The organism is Agromyces fucosus, assembly GCF_004134865.1.
Lineage (GTDB): Bacteria > Actinomycetota > Actinomycetes > Actinomycetales > Microbacteriaceae > Agromyces > Agromyces fucosus.
The window spans coordinates 1168111-1192694 of the sequence record NZ_SDPO01000002.1; the positions used below are offsets into that span (position 1 = coordinate 1168111).

Here is a 24584-nt window from a genome sequence, read left to right on the forward strand (position 1 = left end):
CGGGCGGTTCCTAGCTGGCGGGGCCGGACGCCCCGCCACCCGCGGCACCCGGCGGGGCCGCGGCATCCGCCGTACCACCCGCCGCAGGCGGATTCACGAGCACGTCGTCGAAGGTGGTCTTCTCCTCTGCTGTGCGCTGGTCCCACGACGGCTTCCGCACCGCGTAGAAGATGAGCGGCGGCACGCCCAACGCGAGCACCACCACTCCGACCAGCACGGGATAGAGCCATCCCGGTGCACCGCCGCCGAAGCCCTCGGGCGGGATGAAGCCGAGGATGAAGGCCGCCAGGCACGCGATGAAGCCGACCGTCGCGATCACGTACATCGCGGGCACCCGGTACGAGCGCACGACGTGCGGCTGCTTCACCCGCAGCCGCATGGCCGCGGCGAACATCATCATGTACATGATGAGGTAGAGCGCGGCCGCCATGTCGACGAGCAGGATGAACGCCGTGTTGATGTTCGGCACGAAGATGAACAGCGAGGCGAGCAGCGTCACGACGATGCCCTGCACGGTGAGGATGCCCACCTGCACGCCCGCCTTGTTGCGCTTCTGCAGGAACACCGGGAGGTAGCCGCTCCGCGCCGCCGCGAGGAGGCCCCGCGACGGACCGGCGATCCACGTGACGACCGACGCGAAGGCGCCGAGCGCGATGAGGAGCGAGAGCACCGGTGTCAGCCACGGCACGCCGAAGGACTCGAAGTAGGCCTGGAAGGCGAGGTTGATGCCGGTCGTCAGCCCCAGCTTGTCGGACGGCACGACCAGGCCGATCGCGATCGTCGGCACGATGAAGATGCCGAGGATCAGGATCGACGCGATGAGCACCGTCTTCGGGTACTCCTTGCCCGGGCTCTTGAGGTCGTTCGCGTGCACCGCGTTGACCTCCATGCCGGCGTACGCGAGCACGTTCGACACGATGAGCACGATCGACGCGATCCCGGTGAAGGGCGGGATGATCGAGTCCGCAGTGAGCGGGATCTGGCTCGTCTGGCCCGTCGAGACCCAGATGATGCCGAAGATGATCAGCAGCAGGCCCGGGAAGATCGTTCCCGCGAGTCCGCTCCAGGAGCCCACCTTCGCGAAGAGGTTGCCGCCCTTCAGGGTGATGAAGGTCGAGAACCAGTACAGCACCAGGATCACGATCGCCGTGTAGAGGCCGGAGTTCGCGAGGTTCGGATCGAGGAAGACGAACGCGAGCGAGGCTGCGATGAACGCGATCTGCGTCGGATACCAGACGACGTTCTGCACCCACTGCAGCCAGATCGCCTGGAACCCCCACTTGCCGCCGAACGCCTCGCGCACCCACGTGAACACGCCGCCCTTCCAACCGGTCGCGAGCTCGGCGGCGACGAGCGCTGTCGGGATCAAGAAGAAGATCGCGGGGATGATGAACAGCGTGATCGAGCCGAGTCCGTACCCGGCCATGGCCGGGAGGCTCCGCAGCGATGCGACCGCGACCACGGTCAGGATCGCGAGCTGCATGAGCGACATGAACTTCTGCGAGGTCACGCCGGGCGCGCCGATCGCCGGCTTGTGCGGCACCTTCTCGAACGGATGCGGCTTGACATGCTCGGGCGACGGAGCGATGGTGCCGTCGGCCCGCTTCGGTGCCGACGACGTCGGCGAGGCGTGCGCCGAGTCCTTGATCTCGGTCATGATCGCCTCCTAGTGCGTGAAGGAGGACACTTGGCCCTCGATCGGCATCGGGGACTCGAGGGCGTCGAGGAACTCGGTGGCCTCCTGGATGTCGAGCAGCAGCGACTCGGCGAGGTTCCGGCTGAGTCCGTTGCGCACGACGATGCGCTGCACGACGAGGTCCGAGATGTCGTCGGGCATCGGATACGCGGGGATGAGCCAGCCCTTCAGGCGCAGGCGCTCCGACAGGTGGTAGAGGTTCCACTTGTCGGTGTGCCCCTTCTTCAGCTGCCACGCGAAGACCGGGATGTCGGTGCCGTCGTTCCAGAGTTCGAAGGCGTCCATCTTCCCGATCTCGCCCGACAGGTACACCGCGACATCCTGCGACGCCTGCTGCACCTTTCGGTAGCCGTCCCATCCGAGACGGAGGAACAGGTAGTACTGCAGCAGCACCTGCGCGCCCGGCCGCGAGAAGTTCAGTGCGAACGTCGGCATGTGGCCGCCGAGGTAGGTGACGTCGAAGACGAGGTCCTTCGGCAGGTCGCCGACGGTGCGCCAGACGACCCAGCCGAGGCCCGGGTACACGAGGCCGTACTTGTGGGCGGACGTGCTGATCGAGACGACCCGGTCGACCCGGAAGTCCCACTCGAGGTCGGGCTGGAGGAACGGCGCGATCATGCCGCCGGATGCCCCGTCGACGTGGATCTTCACGTCGAGCCCGGTCTCGGCCTGGATCTTGTCGAGGGCTGCCGCGATCTCCTTCACCGGCTCGTACATGCCGGTGTACGTGACGCCCATGATCGCGACGACGCCGATCGTGTTCTCGTCGACGTACTTGTCGAGGTCGTGGCCGTCGAGCACCTTGTGCTCGTCGCTGATCGGCACGTAGCGCGCCTCGACGTCCCAGTAGTTGCAGAATTTCTCCCAGCACACCTGCACGGCGCTCGAGAGGATGAGGTTCGGCCGTTCCGTGGACTTGCCCTCGGCGCGACGTGCGACCTGCCAACGGCGCTTCAGTGCGAGGCCGCCGAGCATGCAGGCCTCGGACGAGCCGATGGTCGAGGTGCCGATGGCGTCCTCGGCGCTCGGCGCGTTCCAGAGGCTCGCGATCATCTTCCAGCAGCGCGTCTCGATCGCCGCCGTCTGCGGGTACTCGTCCTTGTCGATCATGTTCTTGTCGGCCGACTCGGCGTACAGCTTGGAGGCGAACGGATCCATCCACGTGCCGACGAACGTCGCCAGGTTGAGGCGTGCATTGCCGTCGAGCATGGCTTCGTCGTGCACGATCTGGTACGCGGTCTCGGGCAGGGACTCACCGTCGGGGAGCCGGTCCACCGGGAAGTCGGTGGCCTCTCCGGCTCGCGCGAAGATCGGGTTCAGTTGGGTGGTCTCACTGATCCCCGCGAACGCGTGGCTCGAGTGGTCGGGCGTGATCGGTGCGGTGCTCCCGCCCCCGGAGTGCGATCGAGGCTTGTTGTCGGTCATGGTGCATTCCCCCGTGTTCTGCTTCGTCGTGCATGAACATGGGCGCGTCGGAGACGGCTGCGCAGGGCGTCGCCCCCCGAAATGACGGCCCAAACCCCGAGTGTGGCCCCATGTCGGCGCACGGTCAATAGTCCAGATCGCGTGAAGTCTCGGGCGACATCGGCGGCGGCTCGCACGCGGCGCGGCGCACCTTCCCACGCCCGATCCGGCTGGCTACGGTTGACGGGCGGGCTTCGCACGCGGCGAGAGGGCACCGGCATGAATCACGACACCGATGGGCGTGGATCGCACGATCCCGCTGCGACCGTCGACCGTCGTCCTCTTCGCCTGCGGCGCGAGGCTTGGGGCTTCGGCATCGGTTCGCTCTGCTTCATGGCGGGTGCGATCCCCGCCTACGGCGACTGGGTCGGCGCCGTGCTGGTCGGCGTCACGTTCTTCGTCGGCTCGCTGTTCTTCACCGCGGCGGGTTTCATCCAGCTGAGCCTCAGCGGACGTCGGCCGCCGCGGAGCCACACGAACCTGGCCGATCGCGCCGACTGGTGGGCGGCGGCCGTGCAGTTCGCCGGAACCCTCTGCTTCAACGTCAGCACCGGCGTCGCGCTCGCCGCCGCCATCGCCGCTCCCGAGGTGCTCGGCGCGGGCTGGCGCCCCGACGCGTTCGGGTCGATCGCCTTCCTCGTGTCGAGTGCGCTCGCGGTCGTAGCGACCCGGCACCGACTCGCGCTCTGGGATGCGCACGCCCGCACCTGGCACGGCACCTGGCTGAACATGATCGGCTCGGTGGCGTTCGCGGTGTCGGCGGTCGGTGCCTACGTGTCCCCGGTCACGGGCGACTTCGTGAGTCAGTTCTGGGCGAATTTCGGAACGCTGCTCGGTGCCCTCTGCTTCTTCTTCGCAGCGGTGCTGTCGCGCCGGCCACGCGCGCGACGTGAAGGCGTCGTGGGGCCGGTCTTCGATCGCTGACGGAGGCGGCATCTGCTCGGTGGCCCTGGAGGTCGGTCGGCAGCGCGGCACCTGTTCGGTTCGGTCGCCAGTGGCACGTCTGGTAAGCTGGCTCGTTGGCTGGGCACTTCCACTGCCCATGCCGCGACAATCCCCATCGAAACCGTGCGAGAAATCGCGGGCTTCAGCGTGGGGAGGGTCAGCAGACAAGAGACCTTGGGAGGGGCATCCGCCCCTCGGTATTGGAGGAAACAATGGCAGCAGTGTGCCAGGTGACTGGAGCCGTTCCCGGCTTCGGGCACAACATCTCGCACTCGCACCGCCGGACGAAGCGCCGCTTCGACCCGAACGTGCAGAAGAAGACCTATTTCGTGCCGTCGCTTCGTCGGAACATCACCATCAACGTGTCCGCCAAGGGCATCAAGGTGATCGACGCTCGTGGCATTGAAGCAGTGGTCAAGGACATGCAGGCACGTGGGGTGAAGCTCTAATGGCAAAGGCACAGGACATCCGGCCGATCATCAAGCTTCGGTCGACCGCCGGCACCGGGTACACCTACGTGACCCGCAAGAACCGCCGCAACAACCCCGACCGCCTCGTGCTCAAGAAGTACGACCCTGTAGTGCGCAAGCACGTCGACTTCCGAGAGGAGCGCTAAGACATGGCGAAGAAGAGCAAGATCGCACGCAACGACCAGCGCAAGGTCATCGTCGAGCGGTACGCCGCGAAGCGTCTCGAGCTGAAGAAGGCGCTCGTCGACCCGAACGGCACCGACGAGAGCCGCGAGGCTGCTCGCAAGGGCCTGCAGAAGCTTCCCCGCAACGCGTCGCCGGTTCGCCTGCGTTCGCGTGACGCGATCGACGGCCGCCCCCGCGGTGTCCTCACGAAGTTCGGCGTCTCGCGCGTCCGCTTCCGTGACATGGCGCACCGTGGCGAGCTGCCCGGCATCACCAAGTCGAGCTGGTAAGCACGAGCTTCACCGAAAGGGGCGTCCCGCAAGGGGCGCCCCTTTCGTCGTCCCCGGGGGATCGACGGGGAGTCCTGCCCATGGCGGACACCGTCCTCCGTTTCGTAGCGTGAGCACCATGCCGTTCCCGGCGCTCACGGAAGGACGTCCGATGCCCTCGCTCACTCCCGACTCCCCACCGGTCTCGCGCCGGCGGCGGCTCGCCGGAATCCTCGGCGCGCTCGCCATGCTCGTCGGCCTCGCCGGCGTCGCGTCGCCCGCATACGCCGCAGAGACCGAGACCGGCTCCATCGCGGGAGTCGTGACCGGCGAGGCCGGCGCACCGCTCGAGGGTGTGCGCGTGCAGCTCTTCCGCTGCGATGAGGACTTCGACCCGCTGGAGCAGCGCGACTGCTGGACCCTGCTCTGGGGCGACGGCACGGAAGGCGCCACGGCGGCCGACGGCAGCTTCTCGATCGAGAACCTCACCCCTGGCACGTATCGGGCCTCGATCAACCCGCAGGTGCAGACTGCCCAGTACGTGTACGAGTACTGGGAGGACGCCGCCGACTTCGAGTCCGCGACCGACATCACCGTGACCGCCGGAGCGACGGTGGCCATCGAGCCCACCCTCGAGGTCGGCGCGACCGTGTCGGGCCGGGTGGTCGACGAGGCCGGACAGCCAGTCTCCGGCGGGTACGTCTACGCCTACCTCTCGTCGGACATGACGGGGACCCGGGGCGGGGCATCCGTCGCCTCCGACGGCAGCTACTCGATCCCGGGTCTGCCGTCGGGTGAGTACGTCTTGAAGGCCGGGCCCGGCTGGGGGAGCGAGTCCGAGCTCGTCGACGAGTACTGGCAGGACGTCTACGACGAGGATGCCGCGGCTCGCGTCGACCTCGTGGCGGGCCAGTCGTTCGCGGCCGACTTCGAGCTGAACGCCGGCGCCGTCATCGAGGGCACCGTCTCCGCCGGGGGCGCACCGGTCGAAGGCGTCGAGGTCGCAGCTTCGTACGCCGGCTCCTCCGACGCCTACATCGCGACCGTGAAGGCCGTCACGGCCGCCGACGGAACCTACCGCCTGGCGGGCCTCCAAGCGGGCGAGTACGTCGTCGGCTTCTCGGACTTCGACGGCGAGTGGGCGCACCAGTACTGGCAGGGCGCGGTCGATCGAGCATCGTCGACCCACCTCGAGCTGAGCCCCGGCGATGTCGTCGAGACCATCGACGCGAACCTCACTGCCGGCGGCACCCTCACCGGCACCCTCACCGAGCGCGCCGAGGCGGGCAGCGTGCCGTCGGCACAGGCCTACTTCGACGTGCTCCGCAAGAACTCGAGCGGCGCGTGGGAGACGGTCGCCTTCGAACGGGCGGACGCCGCCGGGGCGTACGAGGTGTCGGGCCTGGCGCCCGGCGAGTACACCGTGATGTCGTACGGCTCCTGGAGCGCGAACTGGGCGAAGACCTACTACGGCGGTGCCTTCTATCAGGACGAGGCGGCGGTGGCCCCGGTCACGGCGCAGGCGGTGACCCCCGACGTCGACGTCGAGGCGGCGCCGGGCGTGCAGATCTCGGGCAGCATCATCGACGAGCACGGCGGTCCGGCGACGGGGGCGAGCCTGCGCCTGCTGCACGAGCGTGCACCGGGTGTGTGGGCCCAGCCAGAGCAGATCAGCGGTGCCGGCGACGACATCTCGTTCCGCATGGGCGGACTGCCGCCTGGCAACTATGTCGTCGAGTTCGCCGACCGGAGCGACGCCGCAGTGCCCTATGCCACTCAGTACTGGGAGAACGCGGCGACCCGCGACGCGGCCACCGTGCTCGAGGCGCCGAACGGCGGCTCGTTCACGGGCATCGACGCCGTCATGACCCGCACGGCTCCCGAGCCCGAGCCGGCGCCGATCCCGACGGTGAACGGCGTCGCGCAGGTCGGCCAGGCGTTCACGGTCGACGCGGGGGACTGGGGCGACGGCGCCGTCCTCGCCTACCAGTGGCTCGCGGACGGTGAGCCGCTCGCTGAGGCGACGGGCACCGAGCTGGTGCCGGGCGATGCCCTCGAGGGCGTCACGCTCGCGGTCACCGTCACCGGAACCCGCCCCGGAGCCGAGCCCGTCGCGGCCACCTCCGAGGCGACGGCCGCCCTGATGCCCCGGTTCGCCGACCTCACGACCGGCGGTCACGCCGACAATGCGCGCTGGGCCGGGAGCCAGGGCATCATCGGCGGGATCCGCGGCGACGACGGCATCGTGCGGTTCGATCCGAAGGCTCCCGCGACGCGCGGCGTGACCGCGATCGCGCTGTACCGGCTCCTGGGCTCGCCCGAGTTCGAGGTACCTGCAGTGCCGACGTTCGCCGACGTTCCGGCCGATCACGACGCGTTCACCGCGGTCGAGTACCTCGCGAGCGCCGGCATCACCGCCGTCAAGAGCAACTTCGGCCCCGGCGACGTGCTGACGCGCCAGCAGGTCGCCGCGTTCCTGTTCCGCGCGTCGGCGCCGTCGTTCACGGCGCCCACCACCGCGACGTTCAGCGACGTCGCGGTCGGGTCGACGTACTTCAGGTCGATCGAGTGGCTCGCCGCCGAGCGCATCACCTCCGTCAGCGGCGTGTTCCGGCCCGCGGCGACCGTGTCGCGGGAAGAGCTCTCGACGTTCCTGAAGCGCTGGTCGGCGCTCGAGGACTGAGGCGTTCTTCGCGTCCGCTGGTGCGAATTCGCTCCCAGCGGACGCGACACGCCGAGGCGAAGGTGCTCGAAAGGGCCGGAAATCCGCGGGATTCCGCGGAACTCTGTTACATTCGAGGCGGCCTGATCGGCCACGGGGGCGGTTGAACGATCGTTCCCGAGAACTCACAACTGCTGTACCGAACAGCGAACGTCCGAGGAGGACATTCAATGGCTGACAAGTCGCTCAACAAGACCGAGCTCGTCGCGAAGGTCGCAGCGTCGACCGGACAGAGCCAGGCTACCGTCGACGCCGTTCTCGGCGGCCTCTTCGAGGCGCTCGCCGAGTCCGTCGGCTCGGGCACGAAGGTCTCCATCCCGGGCTGGCTCGCCGTCGAGCGCACGCACCGCGCTGCGCGCACCGGCCGCAACCCGCAGACGGGCGCCGAGATCCAGATTCCGGCCGGCTACTCGGTCAAGGTCTCGGCTGGTTCGAAGCTCAAGGCTGCTGCGAAGTAACTGCGACTTCCCGAAGGGGCGTACGGCGCGAGCCGTGCGCCCCTTCGCCGTTCCGAGCTGGTTCCTGCGGTTCTCGAGCCCGCTCCGGGCTGGTTCACGGAATCTGACGTCTAGGCTGGTTCGGTGCCCCGCTCCGTGCGAGTGCTCGGCCCCGCCGCACTCATCGTCGTCGCCCTCGCCGCGACGTTCGCCGGCCTCGCCTACGGCGGGGGAGCGGCCGAACAGCTGATCCAGGACCCGGGCCCCGTCGCCCGCTACGGCGTGCCCGTCGCGAAGCTCTTCGTGAACCTCGGCGCCGCCGGCATGATCGGCGCGCTCGTGCTCGCGGTCTGGGCGCTCAGCCCGAAGCGACGCGAGTTCGACCTGGCACTCGACGTGGCTGCGGCATCCGCTGCCGTGCTGACGGTCGCGAGCGGCGCGACCGGCCTCTTCACCTTCCTGCTCGTCACGGGCGTGCCGTTCGACCTGAGCGACGCGTTCGGGCAGAAGCTCGGCCAGTTCGTGACGACCATCCCGCTCGGCCAGGCGTGGCTCACGACGATGCTCGTGGCCGCCGCCGTCACCGTGCTGTGCTTCGCGGTGCGCAATCACACCGCCCTCGTCTTCGTGACCGTGCTCGCAGTCGCCTCGCTCGTGCCCCTCGCCCAGCAGGGCCATGCGGCGGGCGCCGCCGGCCATGCCGCGGCCGTCACCGGGCTCGGCCTGCACCTCGTCTTCGCCTCGGTGTGGCTCGGCGGGCTGCTCACGATCGTGCTGCTGAAGGGCGAGCTCGGCGAGAAGCGCCTGCCGGTCGTGCTCGCGCGCTACTCGACCGTCGCGCTCATCAGCTTCATCGTCGTGGCGCTCTCGGGATACGCGAGCGCCGCGCTCCGCATCGGCGACTGGGACCAGCTCCTCACTCCCTACGGCATGCTCGTGGTCGTCAAGGTCGTCGCCTTCATCGTGCTCGGCCTGTTCGGCGCCGCGCAGCGCCGGTTCCTGATCGGGCGGATGTCGCGTGGCGACCGTCCTCGGGGCTCCTTCTGGTGGCTCGTGGTGGCCGAGCTCGCCTTCATGGGGCTCGCGTCGGGCGCCGCCGCGGCACTCGCCCGCACGGCCACCCCGGTCTCCGAGGAGGAGGCGGGCTCGCTCGCGCGCACGCCGGCGGAGATCCTCACCGGCGAGCCGTTGCCGCCGTGGCCCGAGTGGACCCGCTTCTTCACCGAGTGGAACCCCGATCTCATCTGGCTGCTCGCATGCGGCTTCGGCATCTTCTTCTACATCGCGGGCGTGCGTCGACTCCGCAAGCGCGGCGACCGCTGGCCGATCTACCGCACGGTGCTCTGGGTCTCGGGTCTCCTGCTGCTCGCCTACATCACCAACGGCGGCGTCAACGTCTACGAGCAGTACCTCTTCTCGGCGCACATGCTTGCGCACATGGTGCTCACGATGGCCGTGCCGGTGCTGCTCGTGCCCGGCGCGCCGGTCACGCTCGCGGCCCGCGCCATCCGTGCCCGCAAGGACGGCAGTCGCGGTGGCCGCGAGTGGATCCTGCTCGCCGTGCACTCGCGGTTCGCCGGATTCATCGCGAACCCGATCGTCGCCGCCCTGCTCTTCGTCGGGTCGCTCTGGATCTTCTACTACTCGCCGCTCTTCCGCTGGACGATGCTCGACCACATCGGGCACGAGTGGATGATCGTGCACTTCCTCATCACGGGCTACCTGTTCGTGCAGTCCCTCATCGGCATCGACCCGGTGCCGTACCGCCTGCCGTACCCGTTCCGCCTGGTGCTGCTGCTCGGCACGATGGCGTTCCACGCGTTCTTCGGCCTCACGATCATGTCGAGCACCGGACTGCTCCTCGCCGACTGGTACGGCGCGATGGGGTGGGGCACCGACGCCCTCGTCGACCAGCAGCTCGGCGGCGGCATCGCGTGGTCGATCGGCGAGATCCCGACGGTGGCGCTCGCGATCACGGTCGCCGTGCAGTGGGCGCGCAGCGACGAGAAGGAGTCGAAGCGCCGCGATCGTCACGCCGACCGCACCGGCGATGCCGAGCTCGAGGCGTACAACGCGCAGCTCGCCGCCATCGCCGAGCACGACCGCCCGCGATAGCGGTTCTGCGGGTCGAGTTCGTGGAGGCCGGGGGTCTCGGCAGGCTCAACCCGCAGCGCTACTTCAGCTGGATCGAGATGCTCTCGTCGGGCTGAATGGTCGCACCGAGCGCGACGGTGAACGGGCGGTCCTCTTCAAGCGTGAAGCGGTGCCCGTCGAAGAGCGACTGCACCTCGACCGAGATGTGCGCCACGCCCTCGGTGGGCGGCATGTCGAACGACGATTCCCCCGGGGTCAGGGTGACCTGGGGCGACGCGACGATCGTCCACTGCGGGTCGCCGGTGACGCGGTCGTCGATCTCGATGCCGAACGGGCACTCGGCCGGTTGCAGCACGGGCTGCGCGGCGCACTCGCCCAGGAACTCGTCGAGGGTGACCTGCACGCGGTCGACGAACGCGGCGGTCGGCTGCGCGTCGACGGTCACGGCGGGCCGCTCCGAGGCATCGGCCTGGACCGCGACCGGCACGGCCTCGAGCAGCTCCGAGCTGTACGAGAACTCGTAGACGGCCGGGGCGATCGCGATGTACGGCGCGACCTGGGTGAAGGCCGCGAGCTCTTCGCCCGACTTCAGCGCTCGCGTGTCGAGGGTGAGGGAGCCGACCGTGAACGTCGGGTTGTGCGCGGCCGTGACGTCGATCACGGCGAGCGGACTCACCGCGAACTCCCAGCGGTTCAGCACGCCGTAGAGCGGCTCGATGGGGCGGACGTCGAACGATGACTGCACGATCGCGTCGGCGAGCCGGTAGCTCGCGGTCACGGTGTGCGTGCCGTCGGGGTGGGCGACGTCGCCCATGATGCTCACGTCTTCGGGACCCGACTCGATGACACCGGTGCGCAGCATCGCGGTCGAGACGTCGGGGGCCAGGCCGAGCTCCGCGAGCTCGGCCTCGTCGAGGGCGACGCCGGGGGTCGTGGATGCCTCGGCGATGTCGTCGTTCGCGATGGCCGTGAGGTAGCGCTCGATGAAGCTCGACGAGCCGTAGATCGTCTGGTTCAGCGCGCCGAGGGCGGCGATGAAGGCGCCGGCGAGGAGCACCGCGAGCCCGAGCCACCCGGCGACGGACAACGGCGAAACTCGACTGCCGCGCACTCCGGAGCTCCCCACCCGCAACACTGTACCGGGACCGGGCCGCGGAACCGGGCCCCGAGCTGTGAACGCGGGGCCCCGGCACGCCTCGGCGCCCGCGCGAGCCGGTTACAGTGGGATCGCCGCGACCTCCGCCCCGCGGCATCCGCTCGCCGAGTCGAAAGCGCCCCAGTGCAGAACGTCACCCTCAGCCGCGAACAGGCCGCGGTGTTCCAGGCCATCGAGGGCACGCGCGAGCACGTGTTCGTCACGGGTCGCGCCGGCACCGGCAAGTCGACGCTGCTGAACCACCTGAACTGGAACACGCAGAAGCAGATCGTGATCTGCGCGCCGACGGGCGTGGCCGCACTGAACGTCGGCGGCCAGACGATCCACTCGCTGTTCCGGCTGCCGATCGGCGTCATCGCCGACCACGACATCGAGCAGAACGACACCGTCCGCAAGATCCTGAACGCGATGGACACCCTCGTCATCGACGAGGTCTCGATGGTCAACGCCGACCTGCTCGACGCGATGGACCGATCGCTCCGCCAGGCGAGGCAGCGCCCGCTCGAGCCGTTCGGGGGTGCGCAGGTCGTGTTGTTCGGCGACCCGTACCAACTCGCACCGGTGCCGGGCGACGCCGACGAGCGCGCCTACTTCGCCGACACCTACGACTCGATGTGGTTCTTCGACGCCAAGGTGTGGCGCGAGACCGACCTGCGCATCTTCGAGCTCGGCGAGATCCACCGCCAGCACGACGACGAGTTCAAGCACATGTTGAACGCGGTGCGGCACGGCATGGTGACCGCCGAGATCGCGGGCGTGCTCAACAGCGTCGGGGCGCGGCGACCGCTGCCCGAGCAGGGTGCGATCACCCTCGCGACGCGCAACGACACCGTCAATCGCATCAACCGCACGCAGCTGCACCGCCTTCCGGGGCAGTCGCAGGGCAACGAGGCCGAGGTGAACGGCGACTTCGGCGGCCGGGCGTTCCCCGCTGACGAGAACCTCGAGCTGAAGCTCGGCGCTCAGGTGATGTTCCTCCGCAACGACACCGCGATCGGCCCCGAGGGCCAGCGCTGGGTGAACGGCACGATCGGCACGGTGACCTCGCTCGACCGCGTCGTGCGCGTCGACGTGGGCGGTGAGGAGCACGAGGTCGAGCAGGTCACGTGGGAGAAGTACAAGTACACGTGGGACCCGATCCGCAAGAAGCTCGAGAAGCAGATCGTCGCCGAGTTCACGCAGTTCCCGCTGAAACTGGCGTGGGCGGTTACGATCCACAAGTCGCAGGGTGCGAGTTACGACACGGCGATCGTCGACCTCGGGCAGCGCGTCTTCAGCCCCGGGCAGACCTATGTCGCCCTGAGCCGGCTCACCTCCCTCGACGGGCTCTACCTCGAGCGACCGCTGCGGCCGAGCGACATCATCGTCGACCGCAACGTGGAGCGCTTCATGTCGGGGGCCGATCGCGAGATCACGGCGCTGCGACCCTGAGCCGAGGCCGCGCCGTGGCGGCGCGCCGATCGCTGGCCGCCGTCACGACCCGCCGCGGAGTACCACGACCCGCCCCGAAAGCGCGAGGGGACGGGCTTCGCCCCCTCGCCGGGTTACAATTTCACCGGACACACGGCTGAGGGGAGCTAGGTGGCTGGCCAGATCAAGGTCGCACGGAGGCGGGCCGTCATCGCCGTCTTCCTCGTCGGCGTGCTCGGACTCTCCGGGTGCACCGGCGGTTCAGTGGACCCGATGGCCGAACTCGACCCCGTCGGAGCCGCATTCGGCGACGACCTCGCCGGGCAGTTGCAGGCCGTGCTCGACGAAGCCGTCGCGCTCAGCGGATCGAGCGGCGGCGTCGCAGGAGCCTGGTCGCCGTGGTCGGGGGAGTGGACCGGCGCCTCGGGCACCGTCGACTTCGCCGAGAAATCCGAGCCCGTCACCACCGACACCGAGTTCCGCCTCGGCACGCTCACGAGCGAGGTGACGTGCACGGTGCTGCTGCGCCTCGTCGACGAGGGCAGAGTGGCGCTCGACGACCACGTCGACGACTACGTCGACTGGGTGCCGGGCCTCGACGGCATCACGCTCGGCCAGCTCTGCGCGCACACCTCGGGCGTCGCCGACTACTACCCGGGGCTGAAGAGCCACTTCGTGGCGAACCCCGAGCGCATCTGGCCGCCCAACGAACTGCTCTCGAGCGGCCTCGCGCTGCCGCGCACCGGCGCTCCGGGCGAGCAGTGGACGCTCTCGCGCACCGGTGTGCTGCTGCTCTCGATGGCGCTCGAGCGACGCACCGGCCGCGCCTGGAACGATCTCGCCGAGCAGTACGTCCTCGACCCGCTGGGGCTCGAGGACACGAAGCTCCCCGCGCCGAACGACACCGAGCTCGAGGACGGCCTCGGCGCGTACTCGGCCGCGCTCGCCGCCGACGGAACCGCAGACTGCGCCGTCATCCGCGACGACAGCCGCCAGTCGAGTTCGATGGGCGGTGCCGCGGCGGGAGCCGTCTCGAGCCTCGACGACGCCCGTCGGCTCAGCGCCGCGTTCGCGACCGGCGCCCTGCTCGACGAGGGCACGGCGCGAAAGCAGTGGACTCCGATCCCGCTCGGCGGCGATACGCCGGCCTGGCAGAGCTGGGGACTCGGGGGCGCCGAGTTCGGCCCGATGCGCGGCCTCGCCGGCGAGTCGACCGGTGCCCTGACGGCCGCGTTCACCGATCCCGAGAGCGGGCTCACGGTGGTCATCGCCCTGAACAACTCGACCTCCGGCGGGGACTTCGCGAGGGAAGCGGCATTCGCCCTCGCCTCGCTCGCGTCGAAGGCCGCTCCCGCTCCTGAGCACGAGAAGCCGCTCGTCGAGCTGCCGTGGTCGTTCGAACAGGCGACGACCAAGATGCGCGAGCTGGCGAAGTGCCCGAAGCCCGATGCCGCTGCCGAGCCGGCACCGGAGGCGGCGCCCGCGGGCTGAAGTGCCAAGCCGTTCACCCGCGAGGAGGTGAGGATTCATCGCGGCGGCGCTAGGCTGACCGCATCCGCGCTCCGATGCCGGACGCGCTCCGATGCAGGACGAAGGAGCTGAGCCCATGTGCCGCTGGCTTGCCTACGCGGGAGAACCGCTCCAACCATCGCTCGTGATCCTCGACGCGCAGCATTCGCTCGTCGCCCAGGCGCTCGATTCGCCGCTCGGCGCTGAGACCGTGAACGGCGACGGCTTCGGGTTCGGCTGGTATCCCGTCGGCTCGACGGAGGGGAGCATCCCGTCGATCTACCACAGCGTCGAACCTGCGTGGAACGACGAGAACCTGCGCGAGATCACCGACGCGGTCGAGAGCCCGCTGTTCTTCAGCCACGTCCGCGCGGCGGCCGGGCCGCCGATCCAGCGCACCAACTGCCATCCGTACCGGTACCTGAACTGGCTCTTCATGCACAACGGGGTGATCCACGGCTTCCACGAGATGAAGCGCGACCTCACCTTCGCGGTCGACCCCGAGCTCTACCCGCACATCCTGGGCACGACGGACTCCGAGGTGCTGTTCCACCTCGCGCTCACCTTCGGCCTGCAGGGCGATCCGGTCGGCGGCATGACGAGGGCCGTGCAGTTCGTCGAGGAGACCGGCCGCAAGCACGGCATCGACTACCCGATGCAGGGCACGATCGCTCTCGCCGACGGCGCGACCATCTGGGCCTTCCGGTACTCCTCGGAGGGCAAGTCGCGCACGCTCTTCCACTCCGTCGACATCCCCACGCTGCACGAGATGTACCCGGATGTCCCGCGGCTGAAGCTCTTCGGCCAGCGGGCGCGCGTCGTGGTCTCCGAACCGCTCAACAACCTGCCCGGCGCCTTCCTCGAGGTGCCCGAGTCGTCGGTCGCGATCCTCGGTTCCGAGGGCTACAGCTACGAGCCGTTCATGTCGAGCGCCGTGCGTGCCTGATCGCCGTGCCGGCCTGATCTCGCCGTGCCGGCCTGAGGCGCCGCCGGGGCATCCGGTGCCATACTGACCTCGACTCCACATCGCGCGTCGGAAACGGGGATCAGATGAAGAAGTGGTCCGTCGTCGCGATCCTCGGGGCCGCGCAGTTCGTCATGGTGCTCGACGGCACCGTCATGAACGTGTCGATCTCGACCGTCGTCGTCGACCTCGACACCACGGTCACGGCGATGCAGGCCGCGATCACGTTCTACACGCTCACCATGGCGGCGCTCATGCTGCTCGGCGCGAAACTCGGTGACGTGTGGGGGCGGCGCCGGGCGTTCGTCATCGGCTCGTGCATCTACGCGCTCGGCTCGCTCATGACCGCGCTCAGCCCGAACGTGCAGGTGCTCTTCCTCGGCTGGTCGATCATCGAGGGCGTCGGCGCCGTGCTCGTGATCCCGGCGGTCGCCGCGCTCATCGCCGACAACTACGAGGGCACCGACCGCATCACCGCGTTCGCGGTCATCGGCGCCGTCTCGGGTGCTGCGGTCGCGGCCGGCCCGCTGATCGGCGGGTTCCTCACGACGTACGCGAGCTGGCGCTACGTGTTCGTCGGCGAAGTGGTCATCATGATCGTCGTCGTGCTCTTCACGAGGGTCATCGCCGATCGCACGGCTCGGCAGACCGCGCACATCGACGTCTGGAGCGTGCTGCTCTCGGCCGTCGGGCTCATCTTCGTGGTGCTCGGCATGCTGCAGAGCAAGACGTGGGGCTGGATCACGCCGCTGAACTCGCCCGAGATCGGCGGCGTCGAGATCGCCCCGCTCGGCATCTCGCTCTGCGCGTGGCTGATCGTCGCCGGCGCGGGGCTGCTCGCGCTCTTCGTGCGTCGCCAGCGCCACCTCTCAGCAACGGGGCGCCAGCCGCTCGTCGACGTCGAACTCTTCAGGATCGCGCGGCTCCGCAGCGGCCTCTCGGTGCTCGGCGCGCAGTACGCGATCACGGCCGGCCTCTTCTTCATGGTGCCGGTCTACCTGCAGATGACCCTCGGCCTCGACGCGCTCGAGACGGGCCTGAAGATCTTCCCGCTCTCGATCTCGCTCATCCTCTTCTCGATCGTCGGCACACGCCTCTCGCGGCTCTGGTCGCCGCGGCGCATCGTGCGCATCGGCCAGATCGCCCTCGTGCTGAGCTCGATCCTGCTGCTCGCCTCGGTCGACCTCGAACTGCAGAGCTTCGCCTTCGGCTTCGGCATGTTCGTCGCGGGCGCCGCGCTCGGCCTCCTCGCCTCGCAGCTCGGCAACGTCAACATGTCGAGCGTCTCCGAGTCGCAGACGAGCGAGGTCGGGGGACTGCAGGGCGTCTTCCAGAACCTCGGCTCCTCGCTCGGCACCGCGCTCATCGGCTCGGTGCTGATCGGCGCGCTCGCCTCGAGCTTCGCGCTCGGCGTCGCCTCGAGCGAACTCTCGCCCGAGACGAAAGCGCTCGTCGCCGAGCAGACCGAGGCCGGCGTCGCGATCCTCCCCGCAGCCGACGTCGCCGACATCGCGAAGGAGGCCGGCCTCGACGAGTCCGAGAGCGCCGAGCTCACCCGCATCTACACCGACTCCCAGATCTCGTCGCTGCACACCGCGTTCTTCGCGCTCATCGTGATCGCGTTCTTCGCCCTCTTCTTCTCGCGCGGGATCCCGACCGAGGTCATGGGCCGAAAGCGCGAGAAAGCGGATGTCCCGCCGGTGACGTGACCGGGCGGGGAGACGAGGAACGGGGGAGCACCATGACGACGCACCACGGGGCATCCGAAGCGGGCCGATCGCGCGATGGGGCCGTCGCGCCGCCCGAACCGCTCCCCGATCCCACCGACTTCGCGGCCAGGGCCGAGTGGGGGCGGGCGGCGCGCCGGCGCTCACCGCGCACCGAGCATGCCGACTGGGCGCCCGCGGCCGACCGGCCCGACCCGGTGGCACTGCTCGAGGAGCAGGCCGCGACCCGTGTGCCCGAGCTGATCCCGATCCGCCACGCGCGCATGATGGTCTCGCCGTTCACGTTCTACCGGGGTGCGGCCCTCATCATGGCCGCCGACCTCGCGCACACGGCCGACTCGGGCATCACCGTGCAGGTCTGCGGTGACGCGCACCTCTCGAACTTCGGCGTCTTCGGCACGCCTGAGCGCAAGCTCGCCTTCGACATCAACGACTTCGACGAGACGCTGCCGGGCCCGTGGGAGTGGGACCTCAAGCGGCTCGCAGCGAGCTTCGAGATCGCCGGCCGGTCGCGTGGCTTCAGCGAGGCCGAGCGGCGCGACACGACCGTCGCGGCGGTCCGCGGCTATCGCGAGCGGATGCATCGGGCCGCCGAGTCCCGGGTGCTCGATGCCTGGTACGACCGACTCGACGCCGACACGCTCGCCGAATGGGTGCGCGCGGAGCGCGAAGCGGGCCACGCCGAGAAGGAGCAGGTGAAGCGCACCGATTCGATCATCGCGAAGGCGAAGACCCGCGACAGCATGAAGGCCTTCTCGAAGCTCGTGCGGGTCATCGACGGGAAGCTGCGCATCGCCGCGGACCCGCCCCTCATCGTGCCGGTCGAGGACCTCGCGCCCGTCGGCCGTACGCATGCCGATGACGAGGAGGCCATGCGCGAGCTGCTGCGCGACTACCGCACGACGCTGCCGCTCGCGAGGCATCCGCTCGATGAGTTCTCCTACCTGCACATGGCGCGCAAGGTCGTCGGCGTCGGCAGCGTCGGCACCCGCGCGTGGATCGTGCTGCTGCGCGGCCGCGACGACGAGGACCCGCTGTTGCTCCAGGCGAAGGAGGCGCAGACGTCGGTGCTCGAGCGCTTCCTCGGGCCGAGCGCGTTCGACCACCACGGCGAACGCGTCGTGCGGGGCCAGCGGGTGATGCAGGCGGCAAGCGACCTGTTCCTCGGCTGGCAGCGCGTGCGGGGCGGCGACGGCGTCGAGCGCGACTTCTACCTGCGTCAATTGCACGACTGGAAGGGGGCGTTCGACGTCGAGACGAGCGTGCCGTCGGGGGCGAAGCTCTACGCCAAGGTCTGCGGCGAGACGCTCGCGCGGGCGCACGCCCGCTCGGGCGACCGCGTCGCGATCGCCGGCTACCTCGGCGACAGCGACCGCTTCGACCAGGCGATCGCCGACTTCGCGGTGGCGTACGCCGACCAGAACGAACGGGACCACCGCGCCTTCGTCGCGGCGGTGCAGTCGGGGCGGCTCGAGGCGTCGGAGGGGTGAGGCCGCACGCACGGGGGTTTCCCCCCGTGCGAACCGGGGGAGCACCCCGTGCCGGTCCGGCGCGCCGGTCGCCATGCTGAGCCGCATGAGCACCGGAACCAGGACCCCAGCCGCATCCGCCCCCGACGCACCGCACGTGCGGGGAGAGGGGATGCCGCCGCCTCGCGCCCCTCGATCGTTCGCCGCGCGCGCGGGATGGACGTGGGTGCTGCTCTCCTCACTGGCGATCACGGTCTACGCCGTCACGCCCTACCTCACCGCATCGCTCGCCGCCCTCTCGGAAGACGGCGTCGGCCTCGCCTCGAACTACGACGGGCGACCCGGGTTCGTGCAGCTCGCGTTCTACGTGCACATCGTCGCGGGCGCCATCGCCCTCATCGCCGGGCCGTTCCAGTTCTGGCGCGGGCTTCGCACGAGACATCCGCGGGTGCATCGCTGGACCGGGCGGACCTACCTCGGTGCCGTGCTGATCGCGGGCGTCGCCGGGCTCGTGATGGCGCCGTTCAACTCGGCCGGCCTCGTGGGGTTCTTCGGGTTCGGCGCGCTCGCCGCGCTGTGGATCGCCACCGGCGTGCGCGCCTACCGTGCCATCCGGGCGGGGGATGTCCCGAGCCACCGGGCATGGATGATGCGCAACTTCGCCCTCACCTACGCGGCGGTGACGTTGCGGCTCTGGATCGGCGTGCTGCTCGGCGTGCAGGCGCTGCCCGGCGACTTCGACTTCGAAGCGGCGTTCGACAACGCGTACGCGGCGGTGCCGTTCCTCTGCTGGATCCCGAATCTCATCGTGGCCGAGTGGCTGATCCGCCGTCGGGGACTCCCGTCCTACGCGCTGCCGGAGTGATCCCGCGTGGCCTCTGTCCTCCGGGGCGGGGGCTGCGCTAGGTTGACGGCAGAAGGACGACCGGCGCCGTCACGGTGCCGATTCTGCACGCCGGTGATCCCGGCTCGGGCGAAAGGCGATCACCATGTACTTCCTCAACAGCGTCTGGGACTGGTTCTGGTTCTGCTTCTGGATCTTCGCCTACGTCGCGTACCTGTTCGCCCTCATCTACATCCTCATCGACATCTTCCGCGATCACTCGCTCAACGGATGGCTCAAGGCCGTGTGGGTCCTCTTCCTCGTCTTCGTGCCGTTCGTCACGGCGCTGGTCTACCTGATCGCGCGCGGCAAGGGCATGGCCGAGCGCTCGGCGCGCAAGCAGGTCGAGTACCAGGAGTACTCCGAGGAGGAGATCCGCGCGACATCGTTCGCGAACCCGGCGTCGGAGATCGAGAAGGCGCAGTCGCTGCGCGAACAGGGACTCATCACCGACGGCGAGTTCGAGGCGCTGAAGAACAAGGCGCTGGGCGGCAAGTACTGACCGGTCCGAACTGCTGACGCGGGCGGGCGGGCGTGGTGCGCGCTCGCCGCGTCAGTCGAGGGGTTCGATCAGCGTCGGGTCGGCCGGATCGACAGCACGCGAGTTGTTGACCCGACGGTCGACCTCGTAGTTCGAGATGGACGAGGCGACGCGTTCGGACTCGGCCGTCATGAGCTCGATCATCTCGGCCTTGCCGGCGTCGTCGAGCTTCACGGGTGCGAGGTAGTCGTCCCAGGCGTCGCGGTCGAGGAAGACGGGCATGCGGTCGTGCACCTCGCCCGAGGCATCCCGAGCCTCGCGCGTGATGATCGACGTCGAGACCTCCCACTCGTCGCCCACCTTGCGCGCGGTGTAGATGCCGGCCGCCGCGAGGAGCGGCTGCTCGCCGTGCAGGAACCAGGCCTGCTTGCTGCCGGGCTCGCCGGTCCACTCGTAGTAGCCGCGCATCGGCACGAGGCAGCGGGATGACGCGAAGGCGCCCTTCCACAACCCGTTGGTGGCGACGGTCTCGATGCGCGTGTTGAACTGCGGGCGCTTCGACTCCTTCATGAACGACGGGCGGAAGTTCCAGACCGCGGGATCGACCGAACGCCGCACCTCGCCGGTCTCGCTGTTCTTGCGCTCCCGCACGATCGGCACGACCTCGGTCGGGGCGATGGAGAACTGGGGCCGCCAGTCGCGGTAGTCGCCGCCCTCGGCGACGAACTCCTGGATGAGCTCGTCGATCTTGGCGTCGTTTGCGAATCGTCCGCACATGCTGCCAGTCTGCACCCGGCCCCCGACACGTGGCCAGAGCGGCCGTCGAGCGGAGTTCGAAGGGGATGGGGCCGCCGGGCCGGTGAAGGGGTCTCACCGGCCCGGCCATCGGTGACCTACGCGGGTAGGGTCGCGGTTCCACCGATGGCGCACGCATTGAGCGAGCGCGTCACTCAGGGGCGAAGAACGGTTGGCCCCCTCCTGCTCCTCGTCCGACCATCACGAGCGGTAGTGAGGAGGCTGCGAACCCGAATCGCAGTCGCCGCCGTTCGTGCTGGTGGGTCGAGATTACCACCCGAACGGCCCCCATTGGGGGGTCGGCGCGCCAGAGCGTTCGGTGCGCGACGCACCCGAATTCGCGATGTGGAGCGGATGACGGGAATCGAACCCGCGCTATCAGCTTGGGAAGCTGAAGTTCTACCATTGAACTACATCCGCACGCGGCATCCGCAGACACCGTGTGCACCATCGTATCAACGGTCTCGATGCGCTTCGCTACCCGACCGGCGGACTCGTCGGGGCCGCGTTGCTACGCTGGCAGCGTGCTGCTCTCAGATCGCGACATCCGGGCCGAACTCGACGCGAACCGCATCGGGCTCGACCCGTACGAACCGGGCATGATCCAGCCCTCGTCGATCGATGTGCGCCTCGACCGGTACTTCCGTCTCTTCGACAACCACAAGTACCCCTTCATCGATCCGGCCGAAGACCAGCCCGAGCTGACCCACCTCATCGAGGTGCGGCCCGACGAGGCGTTCATCCTGCACCCGGGCGAGTTCGTGCTCGCCTCGACCTACGAGGCCGTGACCCTGCCCGACGACGTCGCCGCGCGCCTCGAGGGCAAGAGCTCGCTCGGCCGGCTGGGCCTGCTCACGCACTCGACGGCCGGGTTCATCGACCCGGGCTTCACGGGCCACGTCACGCTCGAGCTGTCGAACGTCGCCACCTTGCCGATCAAGCTCTGGCCGGGCATGAAGATCGGCCAGATGTGCTTCTTCCGCCTGTCGTCGCCGAGCGAGCGGCCCTACGGCTCGGCCGAGTACGCGAACCGCTACCAGGGGCAGCGCGGGCCGACGGCGTCGCGCTCGTTCCACCAGTTCCACCGCACGGATGTCGGTGTCACCGACGCCGGGTCGCGGGGCGACTAGCCCGCACCGGCTGTTCAGAGGAACAGCAGCACGGCGGCGACGATCATCAGCGCCGCTGTCGAGACGTGGATGCCGAGGGCTGCCGACAGCCGGCCGTGGTTGCGGATGATCATGAGCGCGTCGCCGATCGGGATGAGCACTTCGACGAGCAGGATGACGGCGGCCGCCGCCGGACCGAAGAACACGAGCATCGCCAGCACGGCGAGCCCCGAGGCGATGTCGCGCGGACCCTTGATGTGCTGCCACGGCGTCACCTCGGGGGTGATCGCGGTGGTGAAGCCGAAGCCCTGCGAGACGGCCGTCGGCCACGCCAGGTACGAGATCCCGACGGCGATGATGCCGAGAGCGGGCACGAGGGCGAGCGAGGCGCCGATCCAGGTGGCGACGGTGAACTGGGTGAGGTCCATGTGATTTCCTATCGTTGAAAGATTTATTGCGACGCTAGCATTCCTTTCGACCGAGCGGTAGTCTCGGATTCGTGGCAACGAGTGAACGCATGGCCCGGCGCCGGGAGCAGCGACGCCTGGCGATCCTCGCGGCCGCCCGGGAGTTCGCCGAGGCTGAAGGCTGGCCGTCGGTGACGTCGCGGCGCCTCGCCGATGCGATCGACTACACGCAGCCCGTCATCTATTCGCACTTCGACTCGATGGACGCACTGATCGACGCGGTCGCCGTCGAGGGCTTCGGTGAGATGGCCGACGCCCTCGCGCAGGCTCGATCGGGCGCGTCCACCCCAGAGGACGCGCTCGAGGCGGTGAGTCGCGCCTATCTCCGGTACGCCGAGGCGCACCCCGCCATGTACGACGCGATGTTCGTGCGCGGCACGGGGCTCGCGTTCGCCGAAGCGGGCACCCTGCCGCAACTGGTCGCGGGATTCGCCGAGATCCGCGCCGTGGTGCAGCCGTTCGCCGAGCATCCCGACACGCTCGCCGAGGTGCTGTGGGCGAGCCTCCACGGCCTCACGATGCTGCAGCGCACCCGCCGGGTTCCGGGCGACGGCGAGGGCCGCCTTGCGGTGCTGCTCGGCCTCATCGCGAGCTGAACCGAGTCGGCCTGCATCGGCCCCGGGGCCGCCCGAGGCCGCCTGAGTCAGCCCGCGGCTCCCGAAGGGTGCGCTGCGAGTGAGGCCGCCCGTGCCATCCGCCCGGTCGACGCCTCGTCGCCCGCGAGCATGAACTCCATCACGGCGTCGAGCGTGACGTCGGCCCTGAGCACCCGGTTGTGGCTGAGCCCCTCGGTCGCGAGCAACCGGGCGTGACCGCGGTTCGCCTCCAGCAGTCGCTCCGATTCGATGAACGGGATCCGCAGGTCGCCTCGGTCGTGCACGAGCAGCAGTGGCGTCTCGAAGGGCAGCGGATGTCGCACAGCCGAGTAGCGCTCGAAGGGGTCGGGCTGCCCGGTGAAGTCGCGCGCAGCGTATCTCGCGGCGAGGGCGTCGCGAGTCGATGCATCGAGGCCGAGCATCGTGCCGAAGCCGTCGACGAATATCCTCGGGTCCGCTGCGCTGGCGATGCCGACGACCCGCGTCGCCGGGATCCCGCCGTGCACGGCCATGAGCGCGGCGAGCGAACCGAACGAGTGCCCGACGATCGCGTGCCACGCCCCCTCGCGCCGGGTGAGCTCGCCGATGACGTCGAGGTGGTCGACGACGTACGTGTGGCGGCCGGGCGAGTCGCCGTTGGCCGGCCCGTCGAACGCGAGCACGCGGAATCCCTCGCTCCGGAGCTCGCGAACGAGCGGGGCGAACATGCTGGCGCGCGACTGCCAGCCGTGTGCGAGGAGGACGGTGCGTTCGCCCGCGCCCCACTCGTAGGTGGCGACATCGACGCCCCTGCCGCGGATGCCGGGGATGCGCACGGTGCCGCGGCGAGCGGCGTGATGGGTCGCCAGGTCGGTGGCGACGACGGGTGCGCGCTTGCCGACGCGCCGGAAGAGCGGCAGCGCGAGAGCCGCACCGAGGTCGGGGGAGATGCGCGCCGCGGCGCGCACTCCGGTGGCGATTGCGGATGCTGCTGACATCGTGGCTCCTCGGTGTTGCACCTGACAATACGAACGGTCGTACGCATACTATACGAACGATCGTGCGTACAATCAAGACATGATCGAGACCGACGGACGACGGCTGAAGGGCGACGCGTCGCGACGCCTCGTGCTCGATCGCGCCGTCGACCTCGCCTCGGTCGAGGGGCTCGACGGGCTCTCGATCGGCCGGCTCGCCGAGGCCGCGCACGTCAGCAAGAGCGGGGTCGCGACCCTGTTCGGCTCGAAGGAGCGCCTGCAGCTCGCCGCGATCGAGGCGGCGCGGCTGCGCTTCGTTGCCAGCGTCATCGAGCCGGCACGCGGCGAGCCCCGAGGCATCCGTCGCATCGTGGCCCTGCTCGATGGCTGGATCGCGTACTCACGCGGCCGGGTGTTCGCGGGCGGATGCTTCTTCGCCGCGACCACCGCCGAGTTCGACTCCAAGCCCGGGCCCGTGCGCGACGCGCTCGCCGCGGCAATGGGCGAGTGGAACGGGTACATCGCCGCGTCCTTCGGCTACGCCGTGGCACAGGGCGAGGTCGGGGCCGATGAGGATCCCGAGCAGTTCGCCTTCGAGGCGACCGCGCTGCTCGACGCCGCGAACACCCGCTCATTGCTCGGTGGCTCGAACCTGCCCTACGTCTTCGCGCGGCGCGCGCTCGTCGCCCGCCTCCGCGCCGCCGGAGCCGACGACGCGCTCGTCGCGCGGCTCGCCGAGGTCGACGACCTCACCGCCTGACGGGGCGACCCGGGGCACGCGACCGCGTGCGCGGGCGCGC

Annotated in this window: 23 protein-coding genes and 1 tRNA gene; 17 read left to right on the forward strand and 7 right to left on the reverse strand. The window is 69.5% G+C overall.

What is annotated here, in order from left to right; all coding sequences use genetic code 11:
* Window positions 1-10 precede the first annotated feature (10 nt).
* Entirely contained in the window at window positions 11-1657 is a 1647-nt protein-coding gene (gene gadC / locus ESP57_RS11185; protein ID WP_129231583.1) for a glutamate/gamma-aminobutyrate antiporter GadC, read from the reverse strand.
* A 9-nt stretch (window positions 1658-1666) separates the two neighbouring features.
* Window positions 1667-3121, reverse strand: coding sequence for a glutamate decarboxylase (gene gad, locus ESP57_RS11190; protein WP_129231584.1), 1455 nt, complete (start codon window positions 3119-3121; stop codon window positions 1667-1669).
* A 258-nt stretch (window positions 3122-3379) separates the two neighbouring features.
* On the opposite strand from gad, the gene ESP57_RS11195 reads away from it, so the two are divergent.
* The 7 genes from ESP57_RS11195 to ESP57_RS11225 all read left to right on the forward strand — a co-directional run bounded on the left by ESP57_RS11195 (window position 3380) and on the right by ESP57_RS11225 (window position 10283).
* Window positions 3380-4084 (forward strand): hypothetical protein, encoded by a 705-nt coding sequence (locus tag ESP57_RS11195; RefSeq protein ID WP_243648484.1) that lies wholly within the window; start codon window positions 3380-3382, stop codon window positions 4082-4084.
* A 233-nt stretch (window positions 4085-4317) separates the two neighbouring features.
* Window positions 4318-4554 carry a 50S ribosomal protein L28 gene (gene rpmB, locus ESP57_RS11200; protein ID WP_056007296.1) on the forward strand — a complete coding sequence of 79 codons (237 nt, stop codon included), beginning with the start codon at window positions 4318-4320 and terminating at the stop codon, window positions 4552-4554.
* The gene (gene rpmG, locus ESP57_RS11205; protein WP_022892462.1) at window positions 4554-4721 is read left to right on the forward strand and encodes a 50S ribosomal protein L33; all 168 of its coding nucleotides are present in this window, start codon (window positions 4554-4556) and stop codon (window positions 4719-4721) included. Before rpmB ends, rpmG begins: the two co-directional genes overlap by 1 nt.
* 3 nt (window positions 4722-4724) lie before the next feature.
* A complete protein-coding gene (gene rpsN / locus ESP57_RS11210; protein WP_056007299.1) occupies window positions 4725-5030 on the forward strand; it encodes a 30S ribosomal protein S14 in 306 nt (101 codons plus the stop codon).
* Between the two features lie 151 nt (window positions 5031-5181).
* Window positions 5182-7692: a carboxypeptidase regulatory-like domain-containing protein gene (locus ESP57_RS11215; RefSeq protein WP_165877447.1), complete on the forward strand. Its 2511-nt coding sequence runs from the start codon at window positions 5182-5184 to the stop codon at window positions 7690-7692.
* Between the two features lie 209 nt (window positions 7693-7901).
* Window positions 7902-8189 carry an HU family DNA-binding protein gene (locus ESP57_RS11220; protein ID WP_056007305.1) on the forward strand — a complete coding sequence of 96 codons (288 nt, stop codon included), beginning with the start codon at window positions 7902-7904 and terminating at the stop codon, window positions 8187-8189.
* 123 nt (window positions 8190-8312) lie between these two features.
* Entirely contained in the window at window positions 8313-10283 is a 1971-nt protein-coding gene (locus ESP57_RS11225) for a bifunctional copper resistance protein CopD/cytochrome c oxidase assembly protein (RefSeq protein WP_207904531.1), read from the forward strand.
* 58 nt (window positions 10284-10341) lie between these two features.
* Here the strand turns inward: ESP57_RS11225 and ESP57_RS11230 are convergent, their stop codons facing one another.
* On the reverse strand, window positions 10342-11388 hold the full coding sequence (locus tag ESP57_RS11230; RefSeq protein WP_147305657.1) for a hypothetical protein: 1047 nt from the start codon (window positions 11386-11388) through the stop codon (window positions 10342-10344).
* Between the two features lie 153 nt (window positions 11389-11541).
* Between ESP57_RS11230 and ESP57_RS11235 the strand changes: the two genes are divergently transcribed.
* From ESP57_RS11235 to ESP57_RS11265, 7 genes are all read left to right on the forward strand, one after another.
* Entirely contained in the window at window positions 11542-12849 is a 1308-nt protein-coding gene (locus tag ESP57_RS11235) for an ATP-dependent DNA helicase (RefSeq protein WP_056007311.1), read from the forward strand.
* Between the two features lie 150 nt (window positions 12850-12999).
* A complete protein-coding gene (locus tag ESP57_RS11240) occupies window positions 13000-14319 on the forward strand; it encodes a serine hydrolase domain-containing protein (protein WP_115959629.1) in 1320 nt (439 codons plus the stop codon).
* 115 nt (window positions 14320-14434) lie between these two features.
* On the forward strand, window positions 14435-15283 hold the full coding sequence (locus ESP57_RS11245; protein WP_056007317.1) for a class II glutamine amidotransferase: 849 nt from the start codon (window positions 14435-14437) through the stop codon (window positions 15281-15283).
* A 104-nt stretch (window positions 15284-15387) separates the two neighbouring features.
* A complete protein-coding gene (locus ESP57_RS11250) occupies window positions 15388-17010 on the forward strand; it encodes an MFS transporter (protein WP_129231586.1) in 1623 nt (540 codons plus the stop codon).
* Window positions 17011-17042: 32 nt separating this feature from the next.
* A complete protein-coding gene (locus ESP57_RS11255) occupies window positions 17043-18518 on the forward strand; it encodes a DUF2252 domain-containing protein (protein ID WP_129231587.1) in 1476 nt (491 codons plus the stop codon).
* 85 nt (window positions 18519-18603) lie between these two features.
* The gene (locus ESP57_RS11260) at window positions 18604-19362 is read left to right on the forward strand and encodes a DUF2306 domain-containing protein (protein WP_129231588.1); all 759 of its coding nucleotides are present in this window, start codon (window positions 18604-18606) and stop codon (window positions 19360-19362) included.
* 124 nt (window positions 19363-19486) lie between these two features.
* Window positions 19487-19882: an SHOCT domain-containing protein gene (locus ESP57_RS11265; protein ID WP_056007328.1), complete on the forward strand. Its 396-nt coding sequence runs from the start codon at window positions 19487-19489 to the stop codon at window positions 19880-19882.
* A 51-nt stretch (window positions 19883-19933) separates the two neighbouring features.
* Here ESP57_RS11265 and ESP57_RS11270 read toward each other — a convergent pair whose 3' ends face one another.
* Both ESP57_RS11270 and ESP57_RS11275 read right to left on the reverse strand, forming a co-directional pair.
* Window positions 19934-20638, reverse strand: coding sequence for an SOS response-associated peptidase (locus tag ESP57_RS11270; protein ID WP_129231589.1), 705 nt, complete (start codon window positions 20636-20638; stop codon window positions 19934-19936).
* 364 nt (window positions 20639-21002) lie between these two features.
* Window positions 21003-21076, reverse strand: a tRNA-Gly gene (locus ESP57_RS11275).
* Window positions 21077-21180: 104 nt separating this feature from the next.
* Between ESP57_RS11275 and dcd the strand changes: the two genes are divergently transcribed.
* Complete coding sequence (gene dcd / locus ESP57_RS11280; RefSeq protein WP_056007332.1) at window positions 21181-21786, forward strand: dCTP deaminase; 606 nt, start codon at window positions 21181-21183, stop codon at window positions 21784-21786.
* A 14-nt stretch (window positions 21787-21800) separates the two neighbouring features.
* On the opposite strand, the gene ESP57_RS11285 is transcribed toward dcd, so the two are convergent.
* Window positions 21801-22193 (reverse strand): DUF4267 domain-containing protein, encoded by a 393-nt coding sequence (locus ESP57_RS11285; RefSeq protein ID WP_129231590.1) that lies wholly within the window; start codon window positions 22191-22193, stop codon window positions 21801-21803.
* A 71-nt stretch (window positions 22194-22264) separates the two neighbouring features.
* Between ESP57_RS11285 and ESP57_RS11290 the strand changes: the two genes are divergently transcribed.
* Window positions 22265-22828 (forward strand): TetR/AcrR family transcriptional regulator, encoded by a 564-nt coding sequence (locus ESP57_RS11290; protein WP_207904532.1) that lies wholly within the window; start codon window positions 22265-22267, stop codon window positions 22826-22828.
* Between the two features lie 47 nt (window positions 22829-22875).
* On the opposite strand, the gene ESP57_RS11295 is transcribed toward ESP57_RS11290, so the two are convergent.
* Window positions 22876-23805, reverse strand: coding sequence for an alpha/beta hydrolase family protein (locus ESP57_RS11295; protein ID WP_129231591.1), 930 nt, complete (start codon window positions 23803-23805; stop codon window positions 22876-22878).
* A gap of 79 nt (window positions 23806-23884) precedes the next feature.
* Between ESP57_RS11295 and ESP57_RS11300 the strand changes: the two genes are divergently transcribed.
* Window positions 23885-24544 (forward strand): TetR/AcrR family transcriptional regulator, encoded by a 660-nt coding sequence (locus ESP57_RS11300; protein ID WP_129231592.1) that lies wholly within the window; start codon window positions 23885-23887, stop codon window positions 24542-24544.
* The last annotated feature ends 40 nt before the right edge of the window (window positions 24545-24584 follow it).

Coding starts and splice junctions, on each gene's coding strand:
- gadC (WP_129231583.1), bottom strand. CDS start 1,657: ATGACCGAGATCAAGGACTCGGCGCACGCCTCGCCGACGTCGTCGGCA.
- gad (WP_129231584.1), bottom strand. CDS start 3,121: ATGACCGACAACAAGCCTCGATCGCACTCCGGGGGCGGGAGCACCGCA.
- ESP57_RS11195 (WP_243648484.1), top strand. CDS start 3,380: ATGAATCACGACACCGATGGGCGTGGATCGCACGATCCCGCTGCGACC.
- rpmB (WP_056007296.1), top strand. CDS start 4,318: ATGGCAGCAGTGTGCCAGGTGACTGGAGCCGTTCCCGGCTTCGGGCAC.
- rpmG (WP_022892462.1), top strand. CDS start 4,554: ATGGCAAAGGCACAGGACATCCGGCCGATCATCAAGCTTCGGTCGACC.
- rpsN (WP_056007299.1), top strand. CDS start 4,725: ATGGCGAAGAAGAGCAAGATCGCACGCAACGACCAGCGCAAGGTCATC.
- ESP57_RS11215 (WP_165877447.1), top strand. CDS start 5,182: ATGCCCTCGCTCACTCCCGACTCCCCACCGGTCTCGCGCCGGCGGCGG.
- ESP57_RS11220 (WP_056007305.1), top strand. CDS start 7,902: ATGGCTGACAAGTCGCTCAACAAGACCGAGCTCGTCGCGAAGGTCGCA.
- ESP57_RS11245 (WP_056007317.1), top strand. CDS start 14,435: ATGTGCCGCTGGCTTGCCTACGCGGGAGAACCGCTCCAACCATCGCTC.
- ESP57_RS11250 (WP_129231586.1), top strand. CDS start 15,388: ATGAAGAAGTGGTCCGTCGTCGCGATCCTCGGGGCCGCGCAGTTCGTC.
- ESP57_RS11255 (WP_129231587.1), top strand. CDS start 17,043: ATGACGACGCACCACGGGGCATCCGAAGCGGGCCGATCGCGCGATGGG.
- ESP57_RS11260 (WP_129231588.1), top strand. CDS start 18,604: ATGAGCACCGGAACCAGGACCCCAGCCGCATCCGCCCCCGACGCACCG.
- ESP57_RS11265 (WP_056007328.1), top strand. CDS start 19,487: ATGTACTTCCTCAACAGCGTCTGGGACTGGTTCTGGTTCTGCTTCTGG.
- ESP57_RS11270 (WP_129231589.1), bottom strand. CDS start 20,638: ATGTGCGGACGATTCGCAAACGACGCCAAGATCGACGAGCTCATCCAG.
- ESP57_RS11285 (WP_129231590.1), bottom strand. CDS start 22,193: ATGGACCTCACCCAGTTCACCGTCGCCACCTGGATCGGCGCCTCGCTC.
- ESP57_RS11295 (WP_129231591.1), bottom strand. CDS start 23,805: ATGTCAGCAGCATCCGCAATCGCCACCGGAGTGCGCGCCGCGGCGCGC.
- ESP57_RS11300 (WP_129231592.1), top strand. CDS start 23,885: ATGATCGAGACCGACGGACGACGGCTGAAGGGCGACGCGTCGCGACGC.